Origin of the sequence: Planobispora longispora (assembly GCF_016863135.1) — a bacterium.
GTDB classification, from domain to species: domain Bacteria; phylum Actinomycetota; class Actinomycetes; order Streptosporangiales; family Streptosporangiaceae; genus Planobispora; species Planobispora longispora.
Genome location: NZ_BOOH01000039.1, coordinates 224659 through 246584 on the forward strand (window position 1 = coordinate 224659; position 21926 = coordinate 246584).

The following is a 21926-nucleotide window of genomic DNA, read 5'->3' on the forward strand; positions in this document are numbered from 1 at the left end:
GGGCGCCGCGTGGATGCGGAGGACGTGTTCGTGACGGATACGGAGGACGTGTTCGCGATGGATGCGGACGACGTGCTCGCCGCCGATGGCAGTCGTCTGGCGAACACGTCGTCACCTGGTCGTCACCTAAGTCAGATCCACGAGATACCGCGGGTCTTCGACAAAGAAACCACCCCCTCGCTGGGTCGCGATGACCAGTGGCGGCATACCCTATGATCTGCGTAATTCACCAGGTTTGCCCGCCTTTTTCGCGCTTCCGTGAAGAATGACCGAGAGTTACCACTCAGCTACTTGACGATCATTCCTCCGACGAACAACGTCCCCTCCGCCACCACCCAAGCGGCCATGGCGGCGCCGGTCAGATTCATGAAACGCCGCTCGTCGCCGCGGACCGCCGGGGAGAACCAGGCGACGGCCGTACAGCAGGCCGCGACGGCGGCGAACAGGCAGGACACCGTGGCGACGTCGTCCATCCGCTCGGCGCATCCCGCGTCGGAGCAGAACGCCTTCGTCCCCCAGCCCGCGAAGACCGACAAGCCCCACAGCAGGCCGAGAAGGGCATTGGCCACGGTCGGTATCACGAAGGGGATCCGCACGATCGTCGAAATACCCGGGCCGGACATAACTCACGCGGGCGTTAATCCTTTTGAGACCGCTGCGGAGCGTCAGTAAGCTGGTCGATTCGCTGCCTGATAACCACCTCCGTTTACCGAATGGGAGGCGCTCTCGCATGCCCTCACGTCAACTGGCCCCGAACATAACCACCGGCCCCTCCTCCGCCGCGCCCGGCGGCCCCGGGGGAGAGTCCTCCCCCGCGGAGACCTCCGCGGCCGGGGACCTCGCCGCCGGAGATCCGGCGACCGCGGACCCCACGGCGACGGACCTCGCCGCCGTAGACCCCTCGGCCGCGATCCTCGCCGCCGAGCGCGAGCACCTGGCCGTCTCCCGGGCCGCGCTGCGCGCGATGCGCGAGCACGCCCAGTCCCTCTCCTCCGACGCCGCCGGCGACTGGGTCTCCCAGCAGATCCTCCAGGCGCTGCTGGACCAGCGGGTGGCGGCGCTCGCCGACCACGCCGGAACGCCGCTGTTCTTCGGCCGCCTCGACCGGTCGGCCGACGACGACCTGCCCGGCACGATCCACGTCGGGCGCAGGCACGTCCACGACGACCGGAGCCGGCCCCTGGTCATCGACTGGCGCGCCCCCGTCTCCCGGGCGTTCTACCAGGCCAGTCCGTCCGACCCGATGGGCGTCTCGCTGCGCCGCCGGTTCGGCTACCACGGCGGCGACCTGACCGCCTTCGAGGACGAGCGGCTCGACCAGGGCCAGACGCTCCAGCAGTCGAAGATCCTCACCGAGGAGATCGAACGGCCCCGTTCCGGCCCGATGCGCGACATCGTCGCGACCATCCAGCCCGACCAGGACGAGATCGTCCGCTCCGAGCTGGGCCGCACGGTGTGCGTCCAGGGCGCCCCCGGCACCGGCAAGACCGCCGTCGGCCTGCACCGGGCCGCCTACCTGCTCTTCACCCACCGGGAGAAGCTCGCCCGCTCCGGCGTGATGATCGTCGGCCCCAACCGGGCCTTCCTGTCCTACATCTCCTCGGTGCTCCCCGCCCTGGGCGAGATCAAGGTCGATCAGACCACGGTCGCCGGCATCCTCGGCGACCACTCCGCTCCCGAGGATCCCGCCGTCTCCGCGCTCAAGGGCGACGCGAAGATCGTCCCGGTGCTGGAACGCGCCCTGTGGGCGCACATCGTCAAGCCGGCCGAGGGTCTGCTGGTCACCAAGGGGTCCAACCGCTACCGGGTCGCCGACTACGAGGTCCGCGAGATCGTCGCCTCCCTGCGCGGCACCACCCGGTACGGTCCCGGCCGCGCGGCCCTCGCCCAGCGCCTGGCCCACCAGGTGCTCGTCCGGATGGAGCAGCGCGGCGAATCCCCCGACGACCGGGTCCAGGACGCGGTCGCCCGCTCCAAGCCGGTCAAGCAGCTCGTGGACCAGGTCTGGCCCAAGCTCACCCCGGCCCAGGTGCTGTACCGGCTCTTCAGCGACGCCGAGTTCCTCGCCGCGGCCGCCAAGAACGACCTCACCGCCGACGAGCAGACCGCCCTGCTGTGGGCCAGGCCCGCCAAGTCGTTCCGCTCGGCGAAGTGGTCGGCGGCCGACTGCGCGCTGATGGACGAGCTCGCCGACATGATCGAGCGGACCCCTTCCCTCGGCCACCTGGTCGTGGACGAGGCCCAGGACCTGTCGTCCATGCAGCTGCGCGCCCTGGGGCGGCGGTGCCGTACCGGCTCGGCGACCGTCCTGGGCGACATCGCCCAGGGCACCACCCCCTGGTCGGCGCGGTCCTGGACCGAGGTCCTCGGGCACCTGGGCTTCGCCGACGGCGCGGTCACCGAGCTGGTGCTCGGCTTCCGCGTGCCCCGCGAGGTCCTCGACTACGCCGCCCGGCTGCTCCCCTCCGTCGCCCCCGGCCTGGCCGCGCCCCGCTCGCTCCGTCCCGGTGCGGGCTCGCTGTCCGTACGGCGCACGCCCGACCTGGCCGCGTCCCTGGCCGAGGCCGCCGGGCGGGCGCTGGCCCGGGAGGGATCGATCGGCGTCATCGTCCCGGACGCCTCGGTCGCGGCCGTCTCCGGGATGTTGTCCCACCTCGGCCACGGCGTGCTGGCCCCCGACTCCACCGAGGACCACCGGCTCCTGATCGTGCCCGCCACCCTGGCCAAGGGCCTGGAGTACGACCACGTCATCGTGGTCGAGCCGGCCGACATCGTGGCGGCCGAGCCTCGGGGCCTGGCCCGGCTGTACGTGGTGCTCACCCGTGCGGTCACGTCCCTGACCGTGCTCCACACGAAGGATCTCCCGGCCGAGCTGACCTGACCGGTACCGGGAAAAGGCTTACCCCGGGGAGCATGCAAGCAGAGACTCTCCCCGGGGCGCACACACCCGCGGTAGCGCGATGAGTCCGCTACGCGTGTCGACGATGCCCGGCCGGTCCCGATTCAGTCCACTGGTAAGTTCTCCGGGCATGGGCGTGACCATCAGGCACGGGAAGATCGAAGACGCCGAGGCGCTGCTGTCCTTCTGGCGGACGGCCGCCGAGGGGACCGACCGGCATGACGACCCGGCCAAGGTGACGGCGCTCATCGAGCGCGACTCCGAGGCCGTCCTCATCGCCGAGGACGACGGGGAGATGGTCGGCACGCTCATCGCGGGCTGGGACGGCTGGCGGGCCCACCTCTACCGGCTGGCCGTCGACCCGGCCCGGAGACGGCAGGGCATCGGGAGCATGCTGATCCTCGCGGCGGAGAAGCGCTTCGCGGCGTTCGGCGCGTTCCGGGCCGACGCGATGGTCCTGCACGGCAACGAGCTCGCCCACCACGCCTGGGGCGCCGCCGGTTACGCCCCCCAGCCCCAGTGGTCCCGCTGGGTCAAGCCTCTCGACTGACGACGTCCGAGCCGAGGGGATTGTCCAACAACCAGATAAGCCCTCCGAACACACGCTCGGAGGGCTGGCATCACGATGCGCCGTACCGGGCGGGAGCCGTACGGGGCGGAGAAGAAGAAAGGGCCGGTCCCGTGGGGGACCGGCCTCTTCTCGTGATCAGGCGATGGACTTAGAAGTCCATGTCGCCGCCGCCCGGCATGCCGCCGGCCGGGGCCGCAGCCTTCTCGGGCTTCTCGGCGATGACGGCCTCGGTGGTGAGGAACAGCGCCGCGATGGACGCCGCGTTCTGCAGAGCGGAACGGGTCACCTTGGCCGGGTCGATGATGCCCGAGTCGAACATGTTGACGTACTCGCCGGTGGCGGCGTTGAGGCCCTCACCCGGGGTGAGGTTGCGCACGCGCTCCACCACGACGCCGCCCTCGAGGCCGGCGTTGACGGCGATCTGCTTGAGGGGCTCCTCGAGCGCCTTCTTGACGATCGCGGCGCCGGTGGCCTCGTCGCCCTTGAGCTCGAGCTTGTCGAACGCCTTGGCGCTGGCCTGCAGCAGGGCCACGCCACCGCCGGGGACGATGCCCTCCTCGACGGCCGCCTTCGCGTTGCGGACGGCGTCCTCGATGCGGTGCTTGCGCTCCTTGAGCTCGACCTCGGTGGCCGCGCCGGCCTTGATGACGGCGACGCCGCCGGCCAGCTTGGCGAGGCGCTCCTGGAGCTTCTCGCGGTCGTAGTCGGAGTCGGTGTTCTCGATCTCGGCGCGGATCTGGTTGACCCGGCCGGCGATCTGCTCGGCGTCACCGGCGCCGTCGACGATGGTGGTCTCGTCCTTGGTGACGATGACCTGGCGGGCGCGGCCGAGCATGTCCAGGCTGGTGGACTCCAGCTTGAGGCCGAGGTCCTCGCTGACGACCTGGGCGCCGGTCAGCGTGGCGATGTCGCCCAGCATGGCCTTGCGGCGGTCGCCGAAGCCCGGGGCCTTGACGGCGACCGAGCGGAACAGGCCGCGGATCTTGTTGACGACCAGGGTCGCCAGGGCCTCGCCCTCGACGTCCTCGGCGATGATCAGCAGCGGCTTGCCGGCCTGCACGACCTTGTCGAGGACCGGGAGCAGGTCCTTGTTGGCGGAGACCTTGGAGTTGACGACCAGGATGTACGGGTCGTCGAGGACGGCCTCCATACGCTCCGGGTCGGTCACGAAGTACATCGAGATGAGGCCCTTGTCGAAGCGCATGCCCTCGGTGAGCTCGAGCTCCAGACCGAAGGTGTTGCTCTCCTCGACGGTGATGACGCCTTCCTTGCCGACCTTGTCCATCGCCTCGGCGATCATCTCGCCGATCTGGGCGTCGCCCGCGGAGATGGAGGCGGTGGAGGCGATCTGCGCCTTCGTCTCCACGTCCTTGGCCAGCTTGGAGAGCTCCTCGGAGACGCGCTCGACGGCGGCCTCGATGCCCTTCTTCAGGGACATCGGGTTGGCGCCGGCGGCGACGTTGCGGAGGCCCTCGCGGACCAGAGCCTGCGCGAGCACGGTGGCGGTGGTGGTGCCGTCGCCCGCGACGTCGTCAGTCTTCTTGGCGACTTCCTTGACGAGCTCGGCCCCGATCTTCTCCCACGGGTCCTCGAGCTCGATCTCCTTGGCGATGGAGACACCGTCGTTGGTGATGGTGGGGGCGCCCCACTTCTTCTCCAGGACGACGTTACGGCCCTTGGGGCCGAGGGTCACCTTGACGGCGTCCGCAAGCTGGTTCATACCGCGCTCGAGACCGCGCCGGGCGTCCTCGTCAAACGCGATCATCTTGGCTGCCATACGGCTAGACCTCCCAAACACAGGGTGGCGTGCACCGGATCGAGCCGACGCCCGCGACGGCATGTGGGTCCGCGACTCCGTTCGGCGGGCCCCATCGCCTCGATCCAGATTTGGCACTCTCGAACAGAGAGTGCCAACGAACTGTTTAGCACTCTACCCTGCCGAGTGCAAGCTCCAGCCACAGTGACCTGCGCTCAGCCAAGAGCGAAGACCCGGCTCGCCTGCCGGGGCGGCGAGCCGGGTCGACGTGTGCGGCGATCCCCATGGACCGCCGGGCGCGGATTCGTACGGACTGCGGCGTTCCGGGCCTCGCGGACCGCCGTACGCGGTGAGCCGTGCGGACTGCGCTGCCGCACGGACCTCCGGCCGCCGGCGACCTGGCGGGACCGCCGGCTCAGACGGCCCGGACGGACTCCGCCTGGGGCCCCTTCTGGCCCTGAGTGATCTCGAACTCGACCCGCTGGCCCTGCTCCAGAGAACGGTAACCATCCATCATGATCGCGGAGTAATGGACAAAAACATCCTTACCACCGTCGACCGCGATGAAGCCGTAGCCCTTGTCCGCGTTGAACCACTTGACGGTGCCCTGCGCCACTTGCGACTCCTCTTACTGGCCTTGAGAACCACGCCCATTCCTCTGCGCGGCCCTCAATCTCCGTGGCGGAGACACCGCCTACGTCGATCGCCCTCGACCATACCTGTGGGACACCATGGGGCAACAGAGTCAATCCGACAATCGCTCCTTTTAGATGGCGTTTCATACGGGACATAGTTTTGCTATCACAATTAGTTAGTTAAAATTTGCATTATGTCTCTCGCCCCAGATAGACGCTCCCGCCACAAAGCACGACACCCGCACGCGGCCGGAGCCGGTGCGGGTGTCGGATGTCGGATGCGCCCCCGGGGCGCGGGGCGCCCAGGGGCGCCTGGGAGGCCGGTACGGGATCAGCCTCCGGCGACCGCCGGGATGATGGAGATCTGAACGCCGGACGGCGTGGGGGTGTCCAGATTGTCGGCGAAACGGACGTCCTCTTCTCCGACATAGACGTTGACGAAACGACGGATCTTGCCCGTTTCATCGAGAATGCGAGCACCGATGCCCGGGAAGTCCGCGTCGAGCTTCTGCAGAACCTCGCGGAGGGTCGCGCCCTCTCCGCCCACCTCGGCGGAGCCGTTGGTGTATGTGCGCAGAATCGTCGGAATCCGTACAGAAACGCTCATGATTAACGACCTTTCAGGAGTTCTTACGCGAAAGCCGTACGGAACGCGTCAAGCGACGGCCGAATGACAGCGGTGGGACGCGCCTGGGCCGCCACCGCGTCGAGGGTCTTCAGACCGTCACCGGTGTTGAGGACCACCGTCTCGGCGTCGGGGTCGAGCCTGCCCTCCGCGACCAGCTTGCGGAGCACGCCGACGGTGACGCCGCCCGCGGTCTCCGCGAAGATGCCCTCCGTCCGGGCCAGCAGCCGGATCGCCTCGACGATCTCGGTGTCCGTGACGTCCTCCACCGCGCCGCCGGTGCGCCGGGCGATGTCCAGGACGTAGGGTCCGTCGGCCGGGTTGCCGATGGCCAGCGACTTGGCGATCGTGTCGGGCTTGACCGGGCGGATCACGTCATGGCCCGCCTTGTACGCCGCCGAGACCGGGGAGCACCCCTCGGCCTGGGCCGCGAAGATCTTGTAGGGCTTCTCCTCGACCAGCCCGAGGGCGATCAGCTCCTTGAAGCCCTTGTCGATCTTCGTCAGCTGGGAGCCGGAGGCCACCGGGACGATGATCTGGTCGGGGATCCGCCAGCCGAGCTGCTCGGCGATCTCGTAGGCCAGGGTCTTGGAGCCCTCGGCGTAGTAGGGGCGGAGGTTGACGTTGACGAAGCCCCACTTGTCGCCCAGCTCGTCGCCGATGAGCTCGGAGCAGAAGCGGTTCACGTCGTCGTAGGTGCCGTCGATGCCGACGAGGCGGCCGCCGTACACCGAGGCCATGACGATCTTCGCCTGCTCCAGGTCGGCGGGGATGAACACGCAGGCGTCCAGCCCGGCGCGGGCGGCGGCCGCGGTGACCGCGCCCGCGAGGTTGCCGGTGGAGGAGCAGGACAGGGTGTGGAAGCCGAAGTTGCGGGCCGCCTCGACGGCGATGGCCACCACGCGGTCCTTGAAGGAGTGCGTGGGGTTGCCGGAGTCGTCCTTGACGTGCAGGGAGCGGATGCCCAGCTCGCGGGCGAGGTTGTCGGCCTTGACGAGCTTGGTCCAGCCGGGGGCCATGTTGGGCTTGCCCGTCACGTCCGCGGGGACCGGGAGCAGGGACCGGTAGCGCCAGATGTTGGCCGGTCCCGCGGCGATCTCCTCGCGGGTGACCCGGGAGAACTCGTAGGCGATCTCCAGGGGGCCGAAACACTCGATACAGGCGAAGATCGGACCGAGTTCGTAGCGGGCGCCGCACTCGCGACAGGACAGCGCGGTGGCGGGGCCGAAACGGCGGTCCGGCGAGTCGCCGGCGTGAGCGGGGGCGGTGACGGTTTCAGCGGTTGTGAGCGCCATGAAGCGAGGCCTTTCCCTCATCTTCGTCTGCGGCCACCTTGGTCGCAGACCGGAATTGGCACCTGTCCCGGCCGACCTCGTCAGATCACGAGCCTTGAACCGGGAGGGTTGCCGGGGCTTCGCAGGGCCGGTCCCTCCACCCCTCTGGATGAGCACATATGCAGTTGTCGTCCTGGTGACCAGGTCACATGCACTCTACCTTGCCTTTCCGCCTCTCTGACCACATGTCTCACTTCGCGAGATGCGATGTGTTACCCAATGGACAGCTCACGGGGGTCGGACGCCGTCCACAGGGTGTGGACGAACTCCGCACGGGGCAAGAAGTCGGATGAACGACCATCGACCCCGGCGGTGGAACCGCGGGGCCGTTCACTCAGGCCGGTGATGTCGGCGAGATCAGAAGCTGTAGGCGTCGCCCAGGGCTCCCTGGACGTATTTGCGCGCCTGGTGGATGCGGGACTTGGCGGTGCCCAGGGGGATGCCGAGCTGCTCGGCCACCTCGCTGTAGTCGAGCTGGCAGATGTCGCGGAGCACCAGCGCCTGCGCCAGCTCCGGCTTCTCGGCCTCCAGCGCCTCCATCGCGTCGAGCAGGTCCAGCCGGGATCCCGCGATCACGCTGACCCGCGCGACGTCGGGCTTCTGCAGCGGCAGCTCGTCGGAGCTCTGCTCGGCGGCACGGCGCTTCAGCGAGCGGTAGGTGGTCCGGGCGCAGTTGGCGGTCACGATGTGCAGCCAGGTGCTGAACCGCGCCCGCCCCTCGAAGCGGGCGATGTTGCGGGCCACCGCCAGCAGGGTGTCCTGGCTCGCCTCCTCGGCGTCCTGCCGGTAGGGCAGGATCCGCCCGCAGTGGCGCAACACGTCGGGCTCGATCCGCTTGAGCAGCTCACCGAGCGCGCGGTGGTCACCCCGGGCGGCCATACGGGCCAGGTCCTCGGTCGTCTCGTCAAGCGCCATCACGGGCCCCCATCAGCGGTCACAGTCGCTGCACATCCTACGGTCGAAGGTCATGGTTGGTTAACCTTCGGGCAAGCACTCCTGCCGGTGAGGGAACCGATGAACGCGATCCTGGTGGCTTCCAACCGCGGCCCCTTCTCATTCACCACGTCCGAGGACGGCTCGCTGTCCATGCGCCGGGGCGGCGGCGGGCTGGTGTCCGGCCTGTCGGAGGTGGCCAAGGATCTGAACGTCCTGTGGGTCTGCGCGGCCCTGTCCGACGGCGACCGGACCGCGGTACGGCAGGCGCCCGGCGGACGCCTGGACCACGCGGGCTACGACACCGGCGCCCTGCGCATGCTCGACATCCCGCAGGCCACCTTCCACCGCGCCTACAACGCCGTGGCCAACTCCACGCTCTGGTTCGTCAACCACCTGCTCTACGACACGCCGAACACCCCGAACTTCGGCGCCCGGTTCCGCCGCGAGTGGGAGTCCTACCAGTCCTACAACGCGGCCTTCGCGCTGGCGCTGGCCGAGGAGGCCGCGCACGGGGCCCGGGTGATGGTGCAGGACTACCACCTGACCCTCGCCCCGGCCATGCTCCGGGTCGAACGGCCCGACCTGCGCATCTCGCACTTCTCGCACACCCCGTGGGCCCCTCCCGAGTACTTCGCCCTGCTCCCCGACGACGTCGCGGCCGAGGTCCTGGAGGGCATCCTGGGCGCCGACCACGCGGGCTTCCTGACCACGCGATGGGCCGGCGCGTTCATGGACTGCTGCGAGCGGCTCCTGGGCGCCGAGGCGGACCGCACGAGCCGCACCGTCTTCCACGCCGGCCGGACCACCCGGATCGGCGTGCACGGGCTCGGCGTGGACGGCGAGGCGCTCTGGGCCCGGGCGCGCGAGCCCGACGTCGAGTCGAACATGGCGGCCCTGCGCGACCAGGTCGGCGACCGGAAGCTGATCGTCAGGATCGACCGGACCGAGCTGTCCAAGAACATCGTCCGGGGCCTGAACGCCTACCGCGAGTTCCTCGACACCCACCCCGAGTGGCACGGGCGCGTCGTGCACCTGGCCTTCGCCTACCCCTCCCGGCACGACCTGCCCGAGTACCGCGAGTACACGGCGGCGGTGCAGCGCTGCGCCGAGGAGATCGAGGACAGGTACGCCACCGAGGACTGGGACCCGCTGATCCTCAACGTGAACGACGACTACCCGCGCTCCCTGGCCGCCTACCGGCTGGCGGACGTGCTGCTGGTCAACCCGATCCGGGACGGCATGAACCTGGTGGCCAAGGAGGGGCCCATCCTCTCCCCGGGCAGCGCCCTGGTGCTCTCCCGCGAGGCGGGGGCCGCCGCCGAGCTGGGCGAGCACGCCCTGACGGTCAACCCCTACGACGTCTCGGCCACGGCCGACGCGCTGTACCAGGCGCTGATCATGCCCGAGGACGAGCGGGCGCGGCGGGGCTCCCGGCTGGCCGCCGCGGCCGCCGCGCTCCCCCCGCACCGCTGGTTCTCCGAGCAGCTCTCCGCCCTCAAGTGAACCGGTCGCCCGCCGCCGCGCGAACCGGCCCCGCCGCCTGACGAACCGGTCGCCCGCGGGCGGATCACCCCTGGTGAGATACTTTTGGTGGACATTTCAACTTTCGTCCGCCCGGGGGAACCGCAGTGACCACGATCACGTCCGTCCGCCTGACCCGTGATCGCGCGACCTGGCTCATCTACCTGCAGCTGGGCGTCTTCGCCACCTACCTGTACGGCCTCAGCGCGGCCCTGCCGTTGCTCCGCATCGACCAGGGGGTCAGCCAGGCCGTCGCGGGACTGCACGGCACCGCGATGGCGGCCGGCGCCATCCTGACCGGCCTCGCGCTCCCCTGGCTGACCCGGCGGATCGGCCGCCGCGCGGTCACCTGGACCGGGCTCGCCGGCATGAACGTGGGAATGGTGACGGTCGCCGCCGGTGAGGCCCTCCCCGTCACCCTCCTCGGGTACGGCGTCGCCAGCGGAATGGGCTCGATGGCCCTCTACGCGGGCATGGCGGTGCTCAGCGACCACCACGGCCCGGCGGGACCCTCGGCGATCAGCGAGGCCAACGCGGTCTGCGTGACCGTGGGGATCGCGGTGCCGTTCGCGGTCAGCTTCGCCGCGCAGAGCGCGCTCGGCTGGCGGGCCGCGCTGCTGCTGAACCCGGTCGCGACCGTTCTGCTCGCCCTGTTCATGGGCCGCGTCTGGATTCCCGCGCGGGAGGACAGCGGCGCCCCCTCCGCCGCTCCCACCGGCGTCCCCGCGATCGGCGGCCGGTTCGGCGGGCGGTTCTACCTGGCGGGCACGGTGCTGCTCTGCTGCGTGGCGATGGAGTTCTGCTTCAACCTGTGGGCGGCGAAGCTGGTCTCCGACCAGACGGGACTCTCGGTCGAGGTCGCGGCGACCGCCCTGACCGCGTTCACAGCGGGGATGGCGGCCGGGCGGTGGGGCGGGGCGCGTCTGGCCCTCCGGCTGCCCCCGGCCTCGCTGCTCGTGGGCGCGCTCGCGCTCACCGGCGCGGGCTGGCTGATCTTCTGGATCAGTGCGAACCCGGTCCTGTCCTACCTCGGCCTGGTCCTGTCCGGGCTCGGGGTCTCCATGCACTTCCCGCTGGCGCTCTCCCGCGTGCTGGCCGCCTCCGGCGGGCGGCCGGACCGGGCCTCGGCCGTGGCCTCGGTCTTCTCCGGCGTCGCGGTCGGGGCCGGCCCGTTCCTGCTGGGCGCGCTGGCCGACGGGTTCGGCACCCACCAGGCCTTCCTCATGGTCCCCGTCCTGATCGGCCTGGCCGTCGGCGGGGTGCTGGCGAGCGGCCGGTAGCGGCCCCGGGCCCGTCCCGGGGCCGTCACCCGCCGCGCGTCCGTCCCGGTCAGCTCCAGGTCGCCTTCTTCAGGATGTTCGTCAGGCCGGGGGTCTTCCACACGTCCACCACGAGGATCTTCGAGGTGGGCAGGAACCACTCGCGCTGGTCGAAGGTGGCCGTCTGCTCGCCGTTGCCGTGCTTCACGCACCGGCCGAACCAGGAGACGTACTTGGCCTTGTGCCCGCGGCCGACCTGGCGCAGGCCGAGCGCGGTGGGCTTGCCGATGACCTGGCCGTACTTGCCGTTGAAGGGGCACGCCTGCACGTCGCTGGCCGGGTAGAACGGCTGGTCGCCCTTGTAGGGGCCGAAGCCCTCCTTGCCGTACTTGATCGCCTGCGGGCCGAGGATCCAGAACCCCCGGCACTTCGCGGCGAAGTACGCCGGCGTCTCGCACGAGCCGGTCTGCACCAGCATCCAGTCGCCATCGCGGTGCACCTGCCAGCCGGACGGAACCTTCAGGTTCATCCCGCGGAAGGACACGGTCTTCACCCCGGCCGCGGAGGTCTCGGCGGCCGAAGCGGCGGAGGCGACCGCGGGAGCGGTGAGGAGGGCGGCGCCGGCGAGCGCGGCGATGACGATGGAACGCTTTCTCATGCGGGAGAAACTACCGAGCCGCACTTGACGTTCGCTTGACCGTGGGTTGTACGGGACCGTTGTGGCCGCCGGGATCGCCGTCCGCCGGGGATCCGCCGCCGGGGATCGCCGTCCGCCGGGGATCCTAGGACCCGGCGAGGGCGTCGGCGAGGGAGCCGAGAAGCTCGATCACCCCGGCGGGGCCGTCCACCACGATGTCGGCCGTCTCCCCCAGCTCCGCGCCCACCTCCGCCGAGCCGCTGAACACCGTGACCCCGGGCAGCCCGGAGGCGCGCACGGCCGCGAACGCCGCCACGTCCCCCAGGTCGTCCCCGGCGAACAGCACCGAGCGGGCCGAGCGTTCCCGGAGGAAGGCGCTCAGCGTGGTGCCCTTGTCGATCCCGGGGGGGCGCAGCTCCAGCACGAACTTGCCCGGCTCGACCGCCAGCCCGGTCTCGGCCGCCAGCACGCCGACCGGCGCGCGCAGCGCGTCGAGCGCGGCCTGCGGTTCGGGAGCCCGCCGCGTGTGCACGGCGACGGACCGGTCCTTGTCCTCGATCCTGACTCCGTCGAGCCCGGCGATCAGCCGGGGCAGTTCGGCCCGGACGTGCGCCAGGCCGGGGTGGACGGGCGGGGCCACGAGGCTGCCCGCCTCCCAGCGTTCGAGACCGTAGTGGCCGAGCACGACCAGCCCCGGCACCCGGTCCAGGGAGCCGTACTCGACGGCGGTGGCGGCGGGACGCCCGGTGACGATCACCAGGGAGCCGACCAGGTCACCGAGCCTGGCCAGCACCCCGGGACCGGCAGGGTGGATCCTGGCCGATTCGGGGTCGGGCACGATCGGGGCGAGCGTGCCGTCGAAGTCGAGTCCGACCACCGCTCCGGCGGGATCTGCGAGGATCGCCTTCAGCCCCTCGGTCAGGATCTTCTCCAGTCCCATGGTCATGCGTCATGGCCCGTTCTGTGGTGGTTTTCCTTCCCCTCGGCCATACCCGGGGATCAGGGACGTAGGCCGAGCCTCCGCGCGGCGCGGTCGCGCCTGCGGGTGTCGCGGAGCCGGCGCAGGCGCTTGACCAGCATCGGGTCGTGCGCGAGCGCTTCGGGCCTGTCGATGAGTTCACCGAGCAGCTGGTAGTAACGGGTGGCGGAGATATCGAAGGCCTCACGGACGGCCTGCTCCTTGGCGCCCGCGTAACGCCACCACTGGCGCTCGAAGGCGAGCAGCTCCCTCTCCCTGTCCGTCAGGGCCCTCGGGGTCGGTTTCTGGGCATCACTGTCACCGGGAATCGGCGCAGTGTCCATTGGCGGTCCTCCTCGGTCGGGCGCGGGGTGATCCCACCGCGCGCACGCGGCCCGAAGCCAGGATAGTCGGGAATTTCCGGCTGTTCATGACGGATGTGGAGACGTACAGTCACCAGATGTGACCTCTGTCATCACCCTCCTCACTGACTACGGGCTGGAGGACGGCTACGTCGCCGCCTGCCACGGAGTGATCGCCCGGATCGCCCCACAGACACGGATCATCGACGTGTGCCACCTGGTCCCCTCCGGGGACGTACGGCGCGGCGCGGCGATCCTGGCGCAGACCGTCCCCTATCTTCCCGCGGGCGTGCACGTCGCCGTGATCGATCCCGGTGTGGGCGGCGCGCGCCGGGGAGTGGCGATCGAGGCCGGGGACCACGTGTTCCTGGGCCCGGACAACGGAGTGCTCTCCTGGGCCGTCCAGGCGGTCGGCGGGGCCCGGGCGGCCTACGAGCTGGCCAACGAGGACCTCTTCCTCAAGCCGGTCTCCCTGACCTTCCTGGGCCGCGACGTCTTCTCGCCGGTGGCCGCCCAGCTGGCGGCCGGCCACGACACGGCGGGGCTGGGCCCGGAGATCCCGCTGGAGCGGCTGACCACCTTCCCCGCGCCGACCTCCCTGGTGCGCGAGGGCGTGGTCGAGGGCGAGGTGCTCTCGGTGGACCACTACGGCAACGCCCAGCTGTCGATCAGCGCGGGCGATCTGGCCACCCTCGGCGCCCGGCCGGGCACCACGCTGGCGGTACGGCTCGGCAGGCGGCAGATCTCGGTGCCGTTCCGCGAGACGTTCGCGGCCGTGCCCCCGGGAGAGGTGGTCGCCTTCACCGATTCCGCCGGGCTGATCGCGCTGGCGATCAACTCCGGTGACGCGTCGCAGCGGCTCGGGCTCCCCCCGGGGGCTCATGTCCGGCTCTCCATGGCCCCGTGAGTCAGACTCCGTACGCGCGTCCCGGTAACCGTCGGCCGTGAGCACGGTCTCCGGGCCATGGCTCTGTAAGCATGCTCCTGTAAGGAAACTTCCGGCTTTTAGAACTAAACCGACTAACGGTTCGTATCGGTCTGTTTACTGAAAGCAGCGGATTGCTCGGGGAAGCGCGTGTCAGAATCCCCATCTGACGCAACCTCCCCTCCTTCTCGCGAGGTCGCCGTGTTCCTCACGCGTGCGCTCGGCGCGGTCCTCACCGCCATCACCATGACCGCCTTCACCTGGCCCTCCGTCCGCGGTCCCGACGATCCGCCCGCCCCCTCCGAACGCCGGGCCCGGCAGTGGGCGCTGGATCCCCTGGACGCTCCGGAGGCGTGGCGGACGACCCGCGGTGAGGGCGTGGTCGTCGCCGTTCTGGACACGGGGGTCGACGCGCGCCATCCCGATCTGGCGGGCGCGGTGGTCAGCGGTCCCGACCTGACGGGCACGGGGCACGGGCGGTCCCGCTGGGGCCGCCACGGAACGGCCATGGCCAGCGTCATCGCCGGGCGCGGGCGCGGCGACGGCCGCTCCCGGGGGGTGACGGGGGTCGCCCCCCGCGCGACGATCCTGTCGGTCCGGGTCGCGCTCGAGAACGACGACCCCCGGCGCGGCCGGAACCACGAGCGGGGGAAGACCGCCCTGGCCCGGGGGATCCGCTACGCCGTGGACCGCGGGGCCAGGGTGATCAGCATGTCGCTGGGCTGCGGCGGCCGCTCGTGGGAGGGGTCGGCGGCCGAGCAGGAGGCGGTGCGGTACGCGCTCGACCGGGGCGCGGTGCTGGTGGCCTCCTCCGGCAACGACGGCGCGGGCCTCAACCGCAGGCACTTCCCCGCGGCCTACCCCGGCGTGATCTCTGTCGGCGCGGTGGACGAGGCGATGCGGGTGGCGCCGTTCTCCAACCGCCAGGCCCACCTGTCGGTGGTCGCGCCGGGCGTGGAGATCGTCACCGCCGACGGGCCCGGCTCCTACACCGTGGGGAGCGGCACGAGCTCGGCCGCCGCGCTGGTCGCCGGGATCGCCGCGCTGATCAGGGCGGAGTTCCCCGGGCTGAGCCCGGACCAGGTCCGCCGCGCCATCGAGCACGGCACGACCCACCGTCCCCCGGGAGGGCACGACCCCGCCTACGGCCACGGCGTGGTCAACGCCCCCCGGGCGCTGGAGCGGGCCGCGCAGATGCAGCGGCAGCGCCTCCGGGCGGTCGGCGGGATCCGGGAGGACGGGACCCCCTCGGACGAGGGCTCCGCCGGCCGCGGCGGCGACCACGGTGACGGCGGGACTCCCGCCGGGACCGGCATGGGGTACGGCTTCCGCCGGGTCGTCTGCGGCGTCCTGCTCCTTCTCCTCGTCGTGCTGACGGCCCGCCTGCTGACCGGCCGCGGCCCCCGCCCGTGAGGAGTGCCCCGCCCGCTCCCGGGAGCCGCGGGGGATGTTACCGAGCAAGCGCTTGTGTCATATTGGCTCTATGGCCGCACCCGCGATCGACGGCTGGTTCACCGTCGACAACGACATCGTCCATCTGATCGGCACCCGCTGCGCCGACTGCCGGACGGTCTACTTCCCGCCCCTGACGGGGTTCTGCCGCAACCCCCACTGCTCGGGCGAGGACCTCGCGCCGGACCGGCTCTCCCGGCGCGGCACCGTGTGGTCCTACACCAACGCCTGCTATCCGCCTCCCGCACCGTTCGTGGCGGCGGAGCCGTACACGCCGGTGACCCTGGCGGCGGTGGAGCTCGCCGAGGAGGGGATCGTCGTGCTCGGCCAGGTCAAGGACCTGACCGTGGACGACCTGCACGTCGGGATGGAACTGGAGCTGACCGCGGGCCCGCTCGCGGACGGCCCGCTGGTGTGGATGTGGGGCAGGCCGTGAACCGCCGAGGGCGCCGCACGGGCAGACCGGCGAGCACGGGAGGCAGAGCATGAGCGTCGTCATCGCGGGCACGGGGATGCACCCGTGGGGCAAGTGGGGGCGGCCCTTCGTCGAGTACGGCGTGGCCGCCGCCCGGGCGGCGCTGCGCGAGGCGGGCCTGGAGTGGACCGACGTCCAGTTCGCGGTGGGCGCCGACACGATCAGGAACGGCTACCCGGGGTTCATCGCGGGCGCCACCTTCGCCCAGGCCCTCGGCTGGACGGGCGCGCGGATCGCGTCCTGCTACGCGGCCTGCGCCTCGGGCGCGCAGGCGATCGACATCGCCCGCACCCGCATCCTCGCCGGCCTGTGCGACGTGGCGCTGGTCGTCGGGGCCGACTCCACCCCCAAGGGCTTCTTCCGGCCGGTGGGCGGCGACCGCCCGGACGACCCGGACTGGCTCAGATTCCGGTTGCTCGGCGCCGCCAACCCGGCGTACTTCGCGCTCTACGCGCGCAGGCGCATGGCGCTGTACGGCGACACCTCGCAGGACTTCGCCGCGGTCAAGGTGAAGAACGCGCTGGCCGGCTCCCTCAACGAGGCCGCCCGCTACCGCAAGACCGTGACCGCCGAGGAGGTTCTCGCCTCCCCGATGGTGGCCGCCCCCCTGCGGCTGATGGACATCTGCGCCACCTCCGACGGCGGCGCCGCGGTGGTCCTCGTCTCGGAGGAGTACGCCCGCCGCCGCGCCCTGAGCACGGCCGTACGGCTCGCGGCGGTCTCCACGGTCACTCCCTCCTTCCCCAACACCGTGCTCGAACTGCCCTGCTTCGCCACCGACTCGACCGCGGCCGTGCCGCCCCCCGAGCGCGCCTTCCGCGCCTCCATCGCGCACGCCGCCTACGAGGAGGCCGGCCTCGGCCCGGCGGACCTGTCCTTCGCCGAGGTCTACGACCTGTCCACCGCGCTGGAGCTCGACTGGGTCGAGGACGTCGGCCTGGCCCCGCCGGGCGAGGCCGCGAAACTCCTGCGCGCCGGGGACACCGCGCTCGGCGGCAGGATCCCGGTGAACCCCTCCGGCGGGCTCGCCTCCTTCGGCGAGGCCATCCCGGCGCAGGCGATCGCGCAGGTGTGCGAGCTGACCCGGCAGCTGCGCGGTACGGCCGGAGCCCGCCAGGTGGTCAACGCCAGGGCCGGTCTGGCCGCGAACCAGGGCCTGTTCGGTCATGGATCGGCCATCATCGCCATTACCTGACGCGCCTGCGTGTACGGCCGCGGGCGGCGGGCCCATACTGCTAGGCGCCAAAGCGTAGTCGTGCGGGCACGGAGAGCGGCAGGCGCCGCGCGTCCTGCCCGGAATTCCTTCGGGGGAAGAACATCATGGTCCGTCGCATCATCACCGCCTCCGCCATCGCCTGCCTCGCCGTCGTCGGCACGGCCACGGTCGCCTCCGCCGAGCCCGAGCCGCAGTCGCCGCAGCCCCTCTCCGTCGGCAGCTCCCTGCCCGGCCCGCTCGGCCAGCTGCTGAGCGGCCACGGTCCGCTCGGCACCATCGCCAACGGCCTCCTCGGCAACCTGCTCAACGCCGTCCGCGACTAGGACGTACGAGAACGCCTCCGGAAAAAGGGGCCCCTCCCGGACGGGAGGGGCCCCTTTTCACGCTCAGAACGAGCGCATGGCGTCGTAGACCTCCGCGAAGTGGCAGGCGCTCTCGTGCCAGGTGCCCGGCCGCAGCTGGAGCGGGGGCTCCTGCTGCGCGCAGATCTCCTGCGCCTTCCAGCACCTGGTGCGGAACCGGCAGCCCGAGGGCGGGCTGGCCGGGGAGGGCGGATCGCCCTGCAGGACGATCCGCCTGCGCCGCTCGCGCCCCTCCGGGTCGGGGACCGGCGCGGCCGACAGCAGCGCCTGGGTGTACGGGTGCGCGGGCTGGCCGTAGATCTCGGCGTCCCTGCCGAGTTCGACCATCTTGCCCAGGTACATCACGCCGACGCGGTCGGAGATGTGGCGGACCACCGACAGGTCGTGGGCGATGAAGACGTACGCCAGGCCCAGTTCCCGCTGGAGCCGCGCCAGCAGGTTGATCACCTGGGCCTGGATCGACACGTCGAGCGCGGAGACCGGCTCGTCGCAGACGAGGATCTCCGGCTGGAGCGCCAGGCCGCGGGCGATGCCGATGCGCTGGCGCTGCCCGCCCGAGAACTGGTGCGGGTAGCGGCTGATGTGGTCGGGGTTGAGGCCCACCAGCTCCAGGAGCGCCTGGACCCGGCGGCGGCGGTCGCCCTTGGGCGCCGCCTCGGGGTGGATCTCGTACGGCTCGCCGACGATGTCGCCCACCGTCATGCGCGGGTTCAGCGAGGTGTACGGGTCCTGCATCACCAGCTGGATGGTGCGGCGGACCCGCTTGAGCTCGCTCTCCTTGGCGTCGGCGATCTCCCTGCCCTTGATCCGCACCGAGCCGGAGGTGGGCCGCTCCAGCCCCATCAGCAGCTTGGCCAGCGTGGACTTGCCGCAGCCGGACTCTCCCACGATGCCGAGCGTCTCGCCGCGGCGCAGGTCGAAGGAGACCCCGTCCACGGCCCTGATCGCGCCGATCTGCTTGCGGACGAGCACGCCCCGGGTCATCGGGAAGTGCTTGACCAGGTCCCGGACTTCGAGGATCGGACTACCCGTGGCCGCCATCGAGGACCTCCCTCCAGTAGTGGCAGGCGCTGCCGCGCGTCGCACCGATCCGGTACAGCGGCACCGGGTCGGTGACGCAGTTGTCCTGACGGTAGGGGCAGCGGGGGGCGAAGGCGCAGCCCGGCGGCATGTCGAGGAGGTTCGGCGGCATCCCCGCGATGGCGTACAGCTCCCGGCCCTTCCGGTCGATCCTGGGGACCGACTCCAGCAGGCCGCGGGTGTAGGGGTGCGCGGGACTGCGGTAGACGTCGTGCACGGGGGCGTTCTCGACGACGCGGCCGCCGTACATGACGACGATCTTGTCGGCGACGTCGGCCACCACGCCGAGGTCGTGGGTGATCAGGATCAGGCCCATGCCGCTCTCCCGCTGGACCTCGGCGAGCAGCTCCATGATCTGGGCCTGCACCGTCACGTCGAGCGCGGTGGTCGGCTCGTCGGCGATCAGGACCTCCGGGTCGAGCGCGATCGCCATGGCGATCATGATGCGCTGGCGCATGCCGCCGGAGAACTGGTGCGGGTAGTCGTGCAGGCGCTGCCGGGCGCCGGGGATGCGGACCCGGTCCATCAGCTCGACCGCCCTGCGCTCGGCGTCGCGCCGGGACACGCCCTGGTGCACCTGGAACATCTCGCCGATCTGCGAGCCGACGGTGAACACCGGGTTCAGCGCGGAGAGCGCGTCCTGGAAGATCATCGAGATCCGGCGGCCCCGGAACTGGGAGCGGGCGTCCTCCGAGAGCCGGAGCAGGTCCGTGCCCCGGAAGCGGACCCGGCCCTTGGGGATGCGGGCGGGCGGCGTGTCGAGAATGCCCATGATCGCCTGCGCGGTCACCGACTTGCCCGAGCCCGACTCGCCGAGCACGGCCAGCGTCTCCCCGGCGCGCAGCGCGTAGCTGACCCCGTTGACCGCCTTCACGACCCCCTGCCGGGTGGTGAACTCCACGTGCAGGTCCTCGACGGTGAGCAGCGGCTCGTTCTCCCCGCCGCCCGTCCCCCAGGCCGGCAGCGGCGGTGTCGACGTCATGTTCACAAGCTGTCCCCCTACCGCAGCTTCGGGTCGAGGGCGTCGCGCACGGCGTCGCCCAGCATGATGAAGGCCAGCACGGTCAGGCTCAGGAAGGCGGCCGGGAACAGCAGCGGGCTCGCCGCCTCCAGGAAGCGCGGCCGGGCATCGGCGATCATGAGCCCCCAGGAGATCGAGGGCGACTGGACGCCGACGCCGAGGAACGACAGGCCCGCCTCGGCGGCGATGAAGACGCCGAGGTTGACCGTGGCCACCACGATCACCGAGGCGATCGAGTTCGGCAGGATGTGGCGGAACATGAGCCGCCCGCCGGACGCGCCGAGCGCCCGGGCCGCGATCACGTAGTCCTGGCCCTTGGCGGTGATCACCGCGGCCCGCATGATGCGGAAGGTCATCGGCCAGGCCAGCATGGCCAGCGCGAGCATGACGGTCCACATCGTGCCGGTGCGGAAGACGGCCAGGATCAGCAGCGCGCCGAGGACCGACGGGACGGCGAAGAAGATCTCCGCCACCCGGGACAGCAGCGCGTCCGGCCATCCGCCCCGGAACCCGGCCACCAGGCCGAGCAGCCCGCCGACGAGCGTGGTCACGAGGGTGGCGCTCAGGCCCACCAGCAGGGAGACCCGCGTCCCGTAGACCGTCCTGGCGAAGGTGTCGCAGCCCTGGCTGTCGGTGCCGAACCAGTGCCCGGAGCTGGGGGCCTGGCGGGCGTCGCCCAGACGGCAGCCCGCCGCGTCGTACGGGTCCACCGAGGTGAACAGCTGCGGCACCGCGGCCATGAGCAGGATCACGCAGATCAGCACGGCCGAGGCGATGAAGAGCGGGCGCCGGCGCAGGTCGTGCCAGGCGTCGCTCCACAGGCCCGCGGGCTTGGCGTCCTGCGGACCGGGGCCCTTCGGCGACCGGGGGTCCCGCGCGGGCTGCGCCGGCGACTTGGCGTGCCGGGCGTGCCTGGCCCTCGGAGTCCCCGGGCTCCCCGAGGTCCCGGGAATCGTGGTGTCACTCATAGCGGATCCTCGGGTCGAGCACGGCGTAGAGCAGGTCCACGATCAGGTTGGCCAGGATGTAGACGAGGACCAGGAGCGTCACGATCCCCACGACCACGGGCTGCTGGCGCTCGTAGACCGAGCGGAACAGCTCCTGGCCGATGCCGGGCAGGTTGAAGATCGTCTCTGTGATCACCGCGCCGCCCATCAGCGTGCCCAGGTCCGCGCCCAGATAGGTGACCAGCGGGATCAGCGCGTTGCGCAGCGCGTGACGCCCGATGACCCTGCGCCGCGGCATGCCCTTGGCCACCGCGGTGCGGATGTAGTCGGCGCGCAGGGTCTCGACGAGGTTGGTCCGGGTGAGCCGGGTGAGGTAGGCGATCGAGGTGCCCGCGAGGACGAAGGCGGGCAGCAGGTAGCTGCGCAGCCCGTCCGAGACGCCGGCGACGGGGAAGATCTCGATGCCGGTGCTCTGCTTGAGCTTGACGCCCAGCAGGAGCTGGAGCACGAACCCGGTCACCAGGGTGGGGATCGAGATCAGCACGAGCGTGGACGCCAGCACCAGGGTGTCCTGCGCCCTGCCGCGGCGCAGCGCCGCGTACAGGCCGAGGCCCACGCCGATGACGGCCTCCATGACCAGGGCGGTGAACGCCAGGTTCAGCGTGACCTGGAACTTGCCGGCGATGATCTCGGAGACCTCGACGCCCGCGAAGGTCCTGCCGAAGTTCCCCTGGAAGACACCGGAGATGTAGTGCCAGTACTGGACGATGAACGGATCGTTCAGGTGGTACTGCTCACGGATGATGTTGACGATGTCCTCGTCCATCCGCTTCTCGCCGAACATCGACGCGACCGGATCGCCGGGTAGGGCGAAGACGACGGCGTAGATGAGCAGCGTGGCGCCCAGCAGCACGGGGATCGCCTGGAGCAGGCGCCTGATGAGGTAGCGGCCCAT

General features: G+C 71.0%; 23 protein-coding genes and 1 riboswitch. Of the genes, 10 read left to right on the forward strand and 13 right to left on the reverse strand.

What is annotated here, in order from left to right:
- The first annotated feature begins 9 nt into the window (after positions 1-9).
- On the forward strand, positions 10-216 hold the full coding sequence (locus Plo01_RS24420) for a hypothetical protein (protein ID WP_203892997.1): 207 nt from the start codon (positions 10-12) through the stop codon (positions 214-216).
- Positions 217-287: 71 nt separating this feature from the next.
- Here the strand turns inward: Plo01_RS24420 and Plo01_RS24425 are convergent, their stop codons facing one another.
- Positions 288-569, reverse strand: coding sequence for a hypothetical protein (locus Plo01_RS24425; RefSeq protein WP_203892998.1), 282 nt, complete (start codon positions 567-569; stop codon positions 288-290).
- A gap of 161 nt (positions 570-730) precedes the next feature.
- Here Plo01_RS24425 and Plo01_RS24430 point away from each other — a divergent pair, with 161 nt between their 5' ends.
- Complete coding sequence (locus Plo01_RS24430) at positions 731-2881, forward strand: HelD family protein (protein ID WP_239316944.1); 2151 nt, start codon at positions 731-733, stop codon at positions 2879-2881.
- A gap of 148 nt (positions 2882-3029) precedes the next feature.
- Positions 3030-3449 carry a GNAT family N-acetyltransferase gene (locus Plo01_RS24435; protein WP_203892999.1) on the forward strand — a complete coding sequence of 140 codons (420 nt, stop codon included), beginning with the start codon at positions 3030-3032 and terminating at the stop codon, positions 3447-3449.
- A gap of 169 nt (positions 3450-3618) precedes the next feature.
- Here Plo01_RS24435 and groL read toward each other — a convergent pair whose 3' ends face one another.
- From groL to Plo01_RS24460, 5 genes are all read right to left on the reverse strand, one after another.
- Complete coding sequence (gene groL, locus Plo01_RS24440; RefSeq protein WP_203893000.1) at positions 3619-5247, reverse strand: chaperonin GroEL; 1629 nt, start codon at positions 5245-5247, stop codon at positions 3619-3621.
- Between the two features lie 394 nt (positions 5248-5641).
- Complete coding sequence (locus Plo01_RS24445; protein WP_068927743.1) at positions 5642-5842, reverse strand: cold-shock protein; 201 nt, start codon at positions 5840-5842, stop codon at positions 5642-5644.
- Between the two features lie 350 nt (positions 5843-6192).
- Positions 6193-6468, reverse strand: a complete 276-nt coding sequence (locus tag Plo01_RS24450) for a MoaD/ThiS family protein (RefSeq protein WP_203893001.1) — start codon at positions 6466-6468, stop codon at positions 6193-6195.
- A 23-nt stretch (positions 6469-6491) separates the two neighbouring features.
- Positions 6492-7781 (reverse strand): threonine synthase, encoded by a 1290-nt coding sequence (thrC, locus tag Plo01_RS24455; RefSeq protein ID WP_203893002.1) that lies wholly within the window; start codon positions 7779-7781, stop codon positions 6492-6494.
- Positions 7782-7795: 14 nt separating this feature from the next.
- Positions 7796-7936, reverse strand: a riboswitch (SAM riboswitch).
- A 241-nt stretch (positions 7937-8177) separates the two neighbouring features.
- A complete protein-coding gene (locus Plo01_RS24460) occupies positions 8178-8735 on the reverse strand; it encodes an RNA polymerase sigma factor (protein ID WP_203893003.1) in 558 nt (185 codons plus the stop codon).
- Positions 8736-8834: 99 nt separating this feature from the next.
- Between Plo01_RS24460 and Plo01_RS24465 the strand changes: the two genes are divergently transcribed.
- Positions 8835-10259, forward strand: coding sequence for an alpha,alpha-trehalose-phosphate synthase (UDP-forming) (locus Plo01_RS24465; RefSeq protein WP_203893004.1), 1425 nt, complete (start codon positions 8835-8837; stop codon positions 10257-10259).
- Between the two features lie 125 nt (positions 10260-10384).
- The gene (locus Plo01_RS24470; RefSeq protein WP_203893005.1) at positions 10385-11557 is read left to right on the forward strand and encodes an MFS transporter; all 1173 of its coding nucleotides are present in this window, start codon (positions 10385-10387) and stop codon (positions 11555-11557) included.
- A 49-nt stretch (positions 11558-11606) separates the two neighbouring features.
- Here Plo01_RS24470 and Plo01_RS24475 read toward each other — a convergent pair whose 3' ends face one another.
- The 3 genes from Plo01_RS24475 to Plo01_RS24485 all read right to left on the reverse strand — a co-directional run bounded on the left by Plo01_RS24475 (position 11607) and on the right by Plo01_RS24485 (position 13475).
- The gene (locus Plo01_RS24475; protein WP_203893006.1) at positions 11607-12194 is read right to left on the reverse strand and encodes a hypothetical protein; all 588 of its coding nucleotides are present in this window, start codon (positions 12192-12194) and stop codon (positions 11607-11609) included.
- A gap of 124 nt (positions 12195-12318) precedes the next feature.
- Positions 12319-13119: a trehalose-phosphatase gene (gene otsB / locus Plo01_RS24480; protein WP_203893007.1), complete on the reverse strand. Its 801-nt coding sequence runs from the start codon at positions 13117-13119 to the stop codon at positions 12319-12321.
- A 53-nt stretch (positions 13120-13172) separates the two neighbouring features.
- Entirely contained in the window at positions 13173-13475 is a 303-nt protein-coding gene (locus Plo01_RS24485) for a DUF3263 domain-containing protein (protein WP_203893008.1), read from the reverse strand.
- A gap of 118 nt (positions 13476-13593) precedes the next feature.
- Here Plo01_RS24485 and Plo01_RS24490 point away from each other — a divergent pair, with 118 nt between their 5' ends.
- The 5 genes from Plo01_RS24490 (at position 13594) to Plo01_RS24510 (ending at position 17884) form a co-directional block, all read left to right on the forward strand.
- Positions 13594-14400, forward strand: a complete 807-nt coding sequence (locus tag Plo01_RS24490) for an SAM hydrolase/SAM-dependent halogenase family protein (protein ID WP_203893009.1) — start codon at positions 13594-13596, stop codon at positions 14398-14400.
- A 219-nt stretch (positions 14401-14619) separates the two neighbouring features.
- The gene (locus Plo01_RS24495; protein WP_203893010.1) at positions 14620-15831 is read left to right on the forward strand and encodes a S8 family peptidase; all 1212 of its coding nucleotides are present in this window, start codon (positions 14620-14622) and stop codon (positions 15829-15831) included.
- Positions 15832-15901: 70 nt separating this feature from the next.
- On the forward strand, positions 15902-16306 hold the full coding sequence (locus Plo01_RS24500) for a Zn-ribbon domain-containing OB-fold protein (RefSeq protein ID WP_203893011.1): 405 nt from the start codon (positions 15902-15904) through the stop codon (positions 16304-16306).
- A gap of 49 nt (positions 16307-16355) precedes the next feature.
- Complete coding sequence (locus tag Plo01_RS24505; protein WP_203893012.1) at positions 16356-17540, forward strand: lipid-transfer protein; 1185 nt, start codon at positions 16356-16358, stop codon at positions 17538-17540.
- Positions 17541-17665: 125 nt separating this feature from the next.
- Positions 17666-17884 carry a hypothetical protein gene (locus tag Plo01_RS24510; protein ID WP_203893013.1) on the forward strand — a complete coding sequence of 73 codons (219 nt, stop codon included), beginning with the start codon at positions 17666-17668 and terminating at the stop codon, positions 17882-17884.
- A 63-nt stretch (positions 17885-17947) separates the two neighbouring features.
- Here the strand turns inward: Plo01_RS24510 and Plo01_RS24515 are convergent, their stop codons facing one another.
- Genes Plo01_RS24515 through Plo01_RS24530 form a run of 4 tightly spaced genes read right to left on the reverse strand, consistent with a single transcriptional unit; the run spans position 17948 to position 21926 of the window.
- The gene (locus Plo01_RS24515; RefSeq protein WP_203893014.1) at positions 17948-18964 is read right to left on the reverse strand and encodes an ABC transporter ATP-binding protein; all 1017 of its coding nucleotides are present in this window, start codon (positions 18962-18964) and stop codon (positions 17948-17950) included.
- Positions 18948-19985, reverse strand: coding sequence for an ABC transporter ATP-binding protein (locus tag Plo01_RS24520; RefSeq protein ID WP_203893015.1), 1038 nt, complete (start codon positions 19983-19985; stop codon positions 18948-18950). Before Plo01_RS24520 ends, Plo01_RS24515 begins: the two co-directional genes overlap by 17 nt.
- A gap of 17 nt (positions 19986-20002) precedes the next feature.
- On the reverse strand, positions 20003-20992 hold the full coding sequence (locus Plo01_RS24525) for an ABC transporter permease (protein ID WP_203893016.1): 990 nt from the start codon (positions 20990-20992) through the stop codon (positions 20003-20005).
- The gene (locus Plo01_RS24530) at positions 20985-21926 is read right to left on the reverse strand and encodes an ABC transporter permease (protein WP_203893017.1); all 942 of its coding nucleotides are present in this window, start codon (positions 21924-21926) and stop codon (positions 20985-20987) included. The genes Plo01_RS24525 and Plo01_RS24530 overlap by 8 nt, the downstream gene beginning before the upstream one ends.

Coding starts and splice junctions, on each gene's coding strand:
- groL (WP_203893000.1), bottom strand. CDS start 5,247: ATGGCAGCCAAGATGATCGCGTTTGACGAGGACGCCCGGCGCGGTCTC.
- thrC (WP_203893002.1), bottom strand. CDS start 7,781: ATGGCGCTCACAACCGCTGAAACCGTCACCGCCCCCGCTCACGCCGGC.
- Plo01_RS24475 (WP_203893006.1), bottom strand. CDS start 12,194: ATGAGAAAGCGTTCCATCGTCATCGCCGCGCTCGCCGGCGCCGCCCTC.
- Plo01_RS24450 (WP_203893001.1), bottom strand. CDS start 6,468: ATGAGCGTTTCTGTACGGATTCCGACGATTCTGCGCACATACACCAAC.
- Plo01_RS24510 (WP_203893013.1), top strand. CDS start 17,666: ATGGTCCGTCGCATCATCACCGCCTCCGCCATCGCCTGCCTCGCCGTC.
- Plo01_RS24525 (WP_203893016.1), bottom strand. CDS start 20,992: ATGAGTGACACCACGATTCCCGGGACCTCGGGGAGCCCGGGGACTCCG.
- Plo01_RS24435 (WP_203892999.1), top strand. CDS start 3,030: ATGGGCGTGACCATCAGGCACGGGAAGATCGAAGACGCCGAGGCGCTG.
- Plo01_RS24500 (WP_203893011.1), top strand. CDS start 15,902: ATGGCCGCACCCGCGATCGACGGCTGGTTCACCGTCGACAACGACATC.
- Plo01_RS24520 (WP_203893015.1), bottom strand. CDS start 19,985: ATGACGTCGACACCGCCGCTGCCGGCCTGGGGGACGGGCGGCGGGGAG.
- Plo01_RS24465 (WP_203893004.1), top strand. CDS start 8,835: ATGAACGCGATCCTGGTGGCTTCCAACCGCGGCCCCTTCTCATTCACC.
- Plo01_RS24505 (WP_203893012.1), top strand. CDS start 16,356: ATGAGCGTCGTCATCGCGGGCACGGGGATGCACCCGTGGGGCAAGTGG.
- Plo01_RS24485 (WP_203893008.1), bottom strand. CDS start 13,475: ATGGACACTGCGCCGATTCCCGGTGACAGTGATGCCCAGAAACCGACC.
- Plo01_RS24515 (WP_203893014.1), bottom strand. CDS start 18,964: ATGGCGGCCACGGGTAGTCCGATCCTCGAAGTCCGGGACCTGGTCAAG.
- otsB (WP_203893007.1), bottom strand. CDS start 13,119: ATGACCATGGGACTGGAGAAGATCCTGACCGAGGGGCTGAAGGCGATC.
- Plo01_RS24460 (WP_203893003.1), bottom strand. CDS start 8,735: ATGGCGCTTGACGAGACGACCGAGGACCTGGCCCGTATGGCCGCCCGG.
- Plo01_RS24430 (WP_239316944.1), top strand. CDS start 731: ATGCCCTCACGTCAACTGGCCCCGAACATAACCACCGGCCCCTCCTCC.
- Plo01_RS24530 (WP_203893017.1), bottom strand. CDS start 21,926: ATGGGCCGCTACCTCATCAGGCGCCTGCTCCAGGCGATCCCCGTGCTG.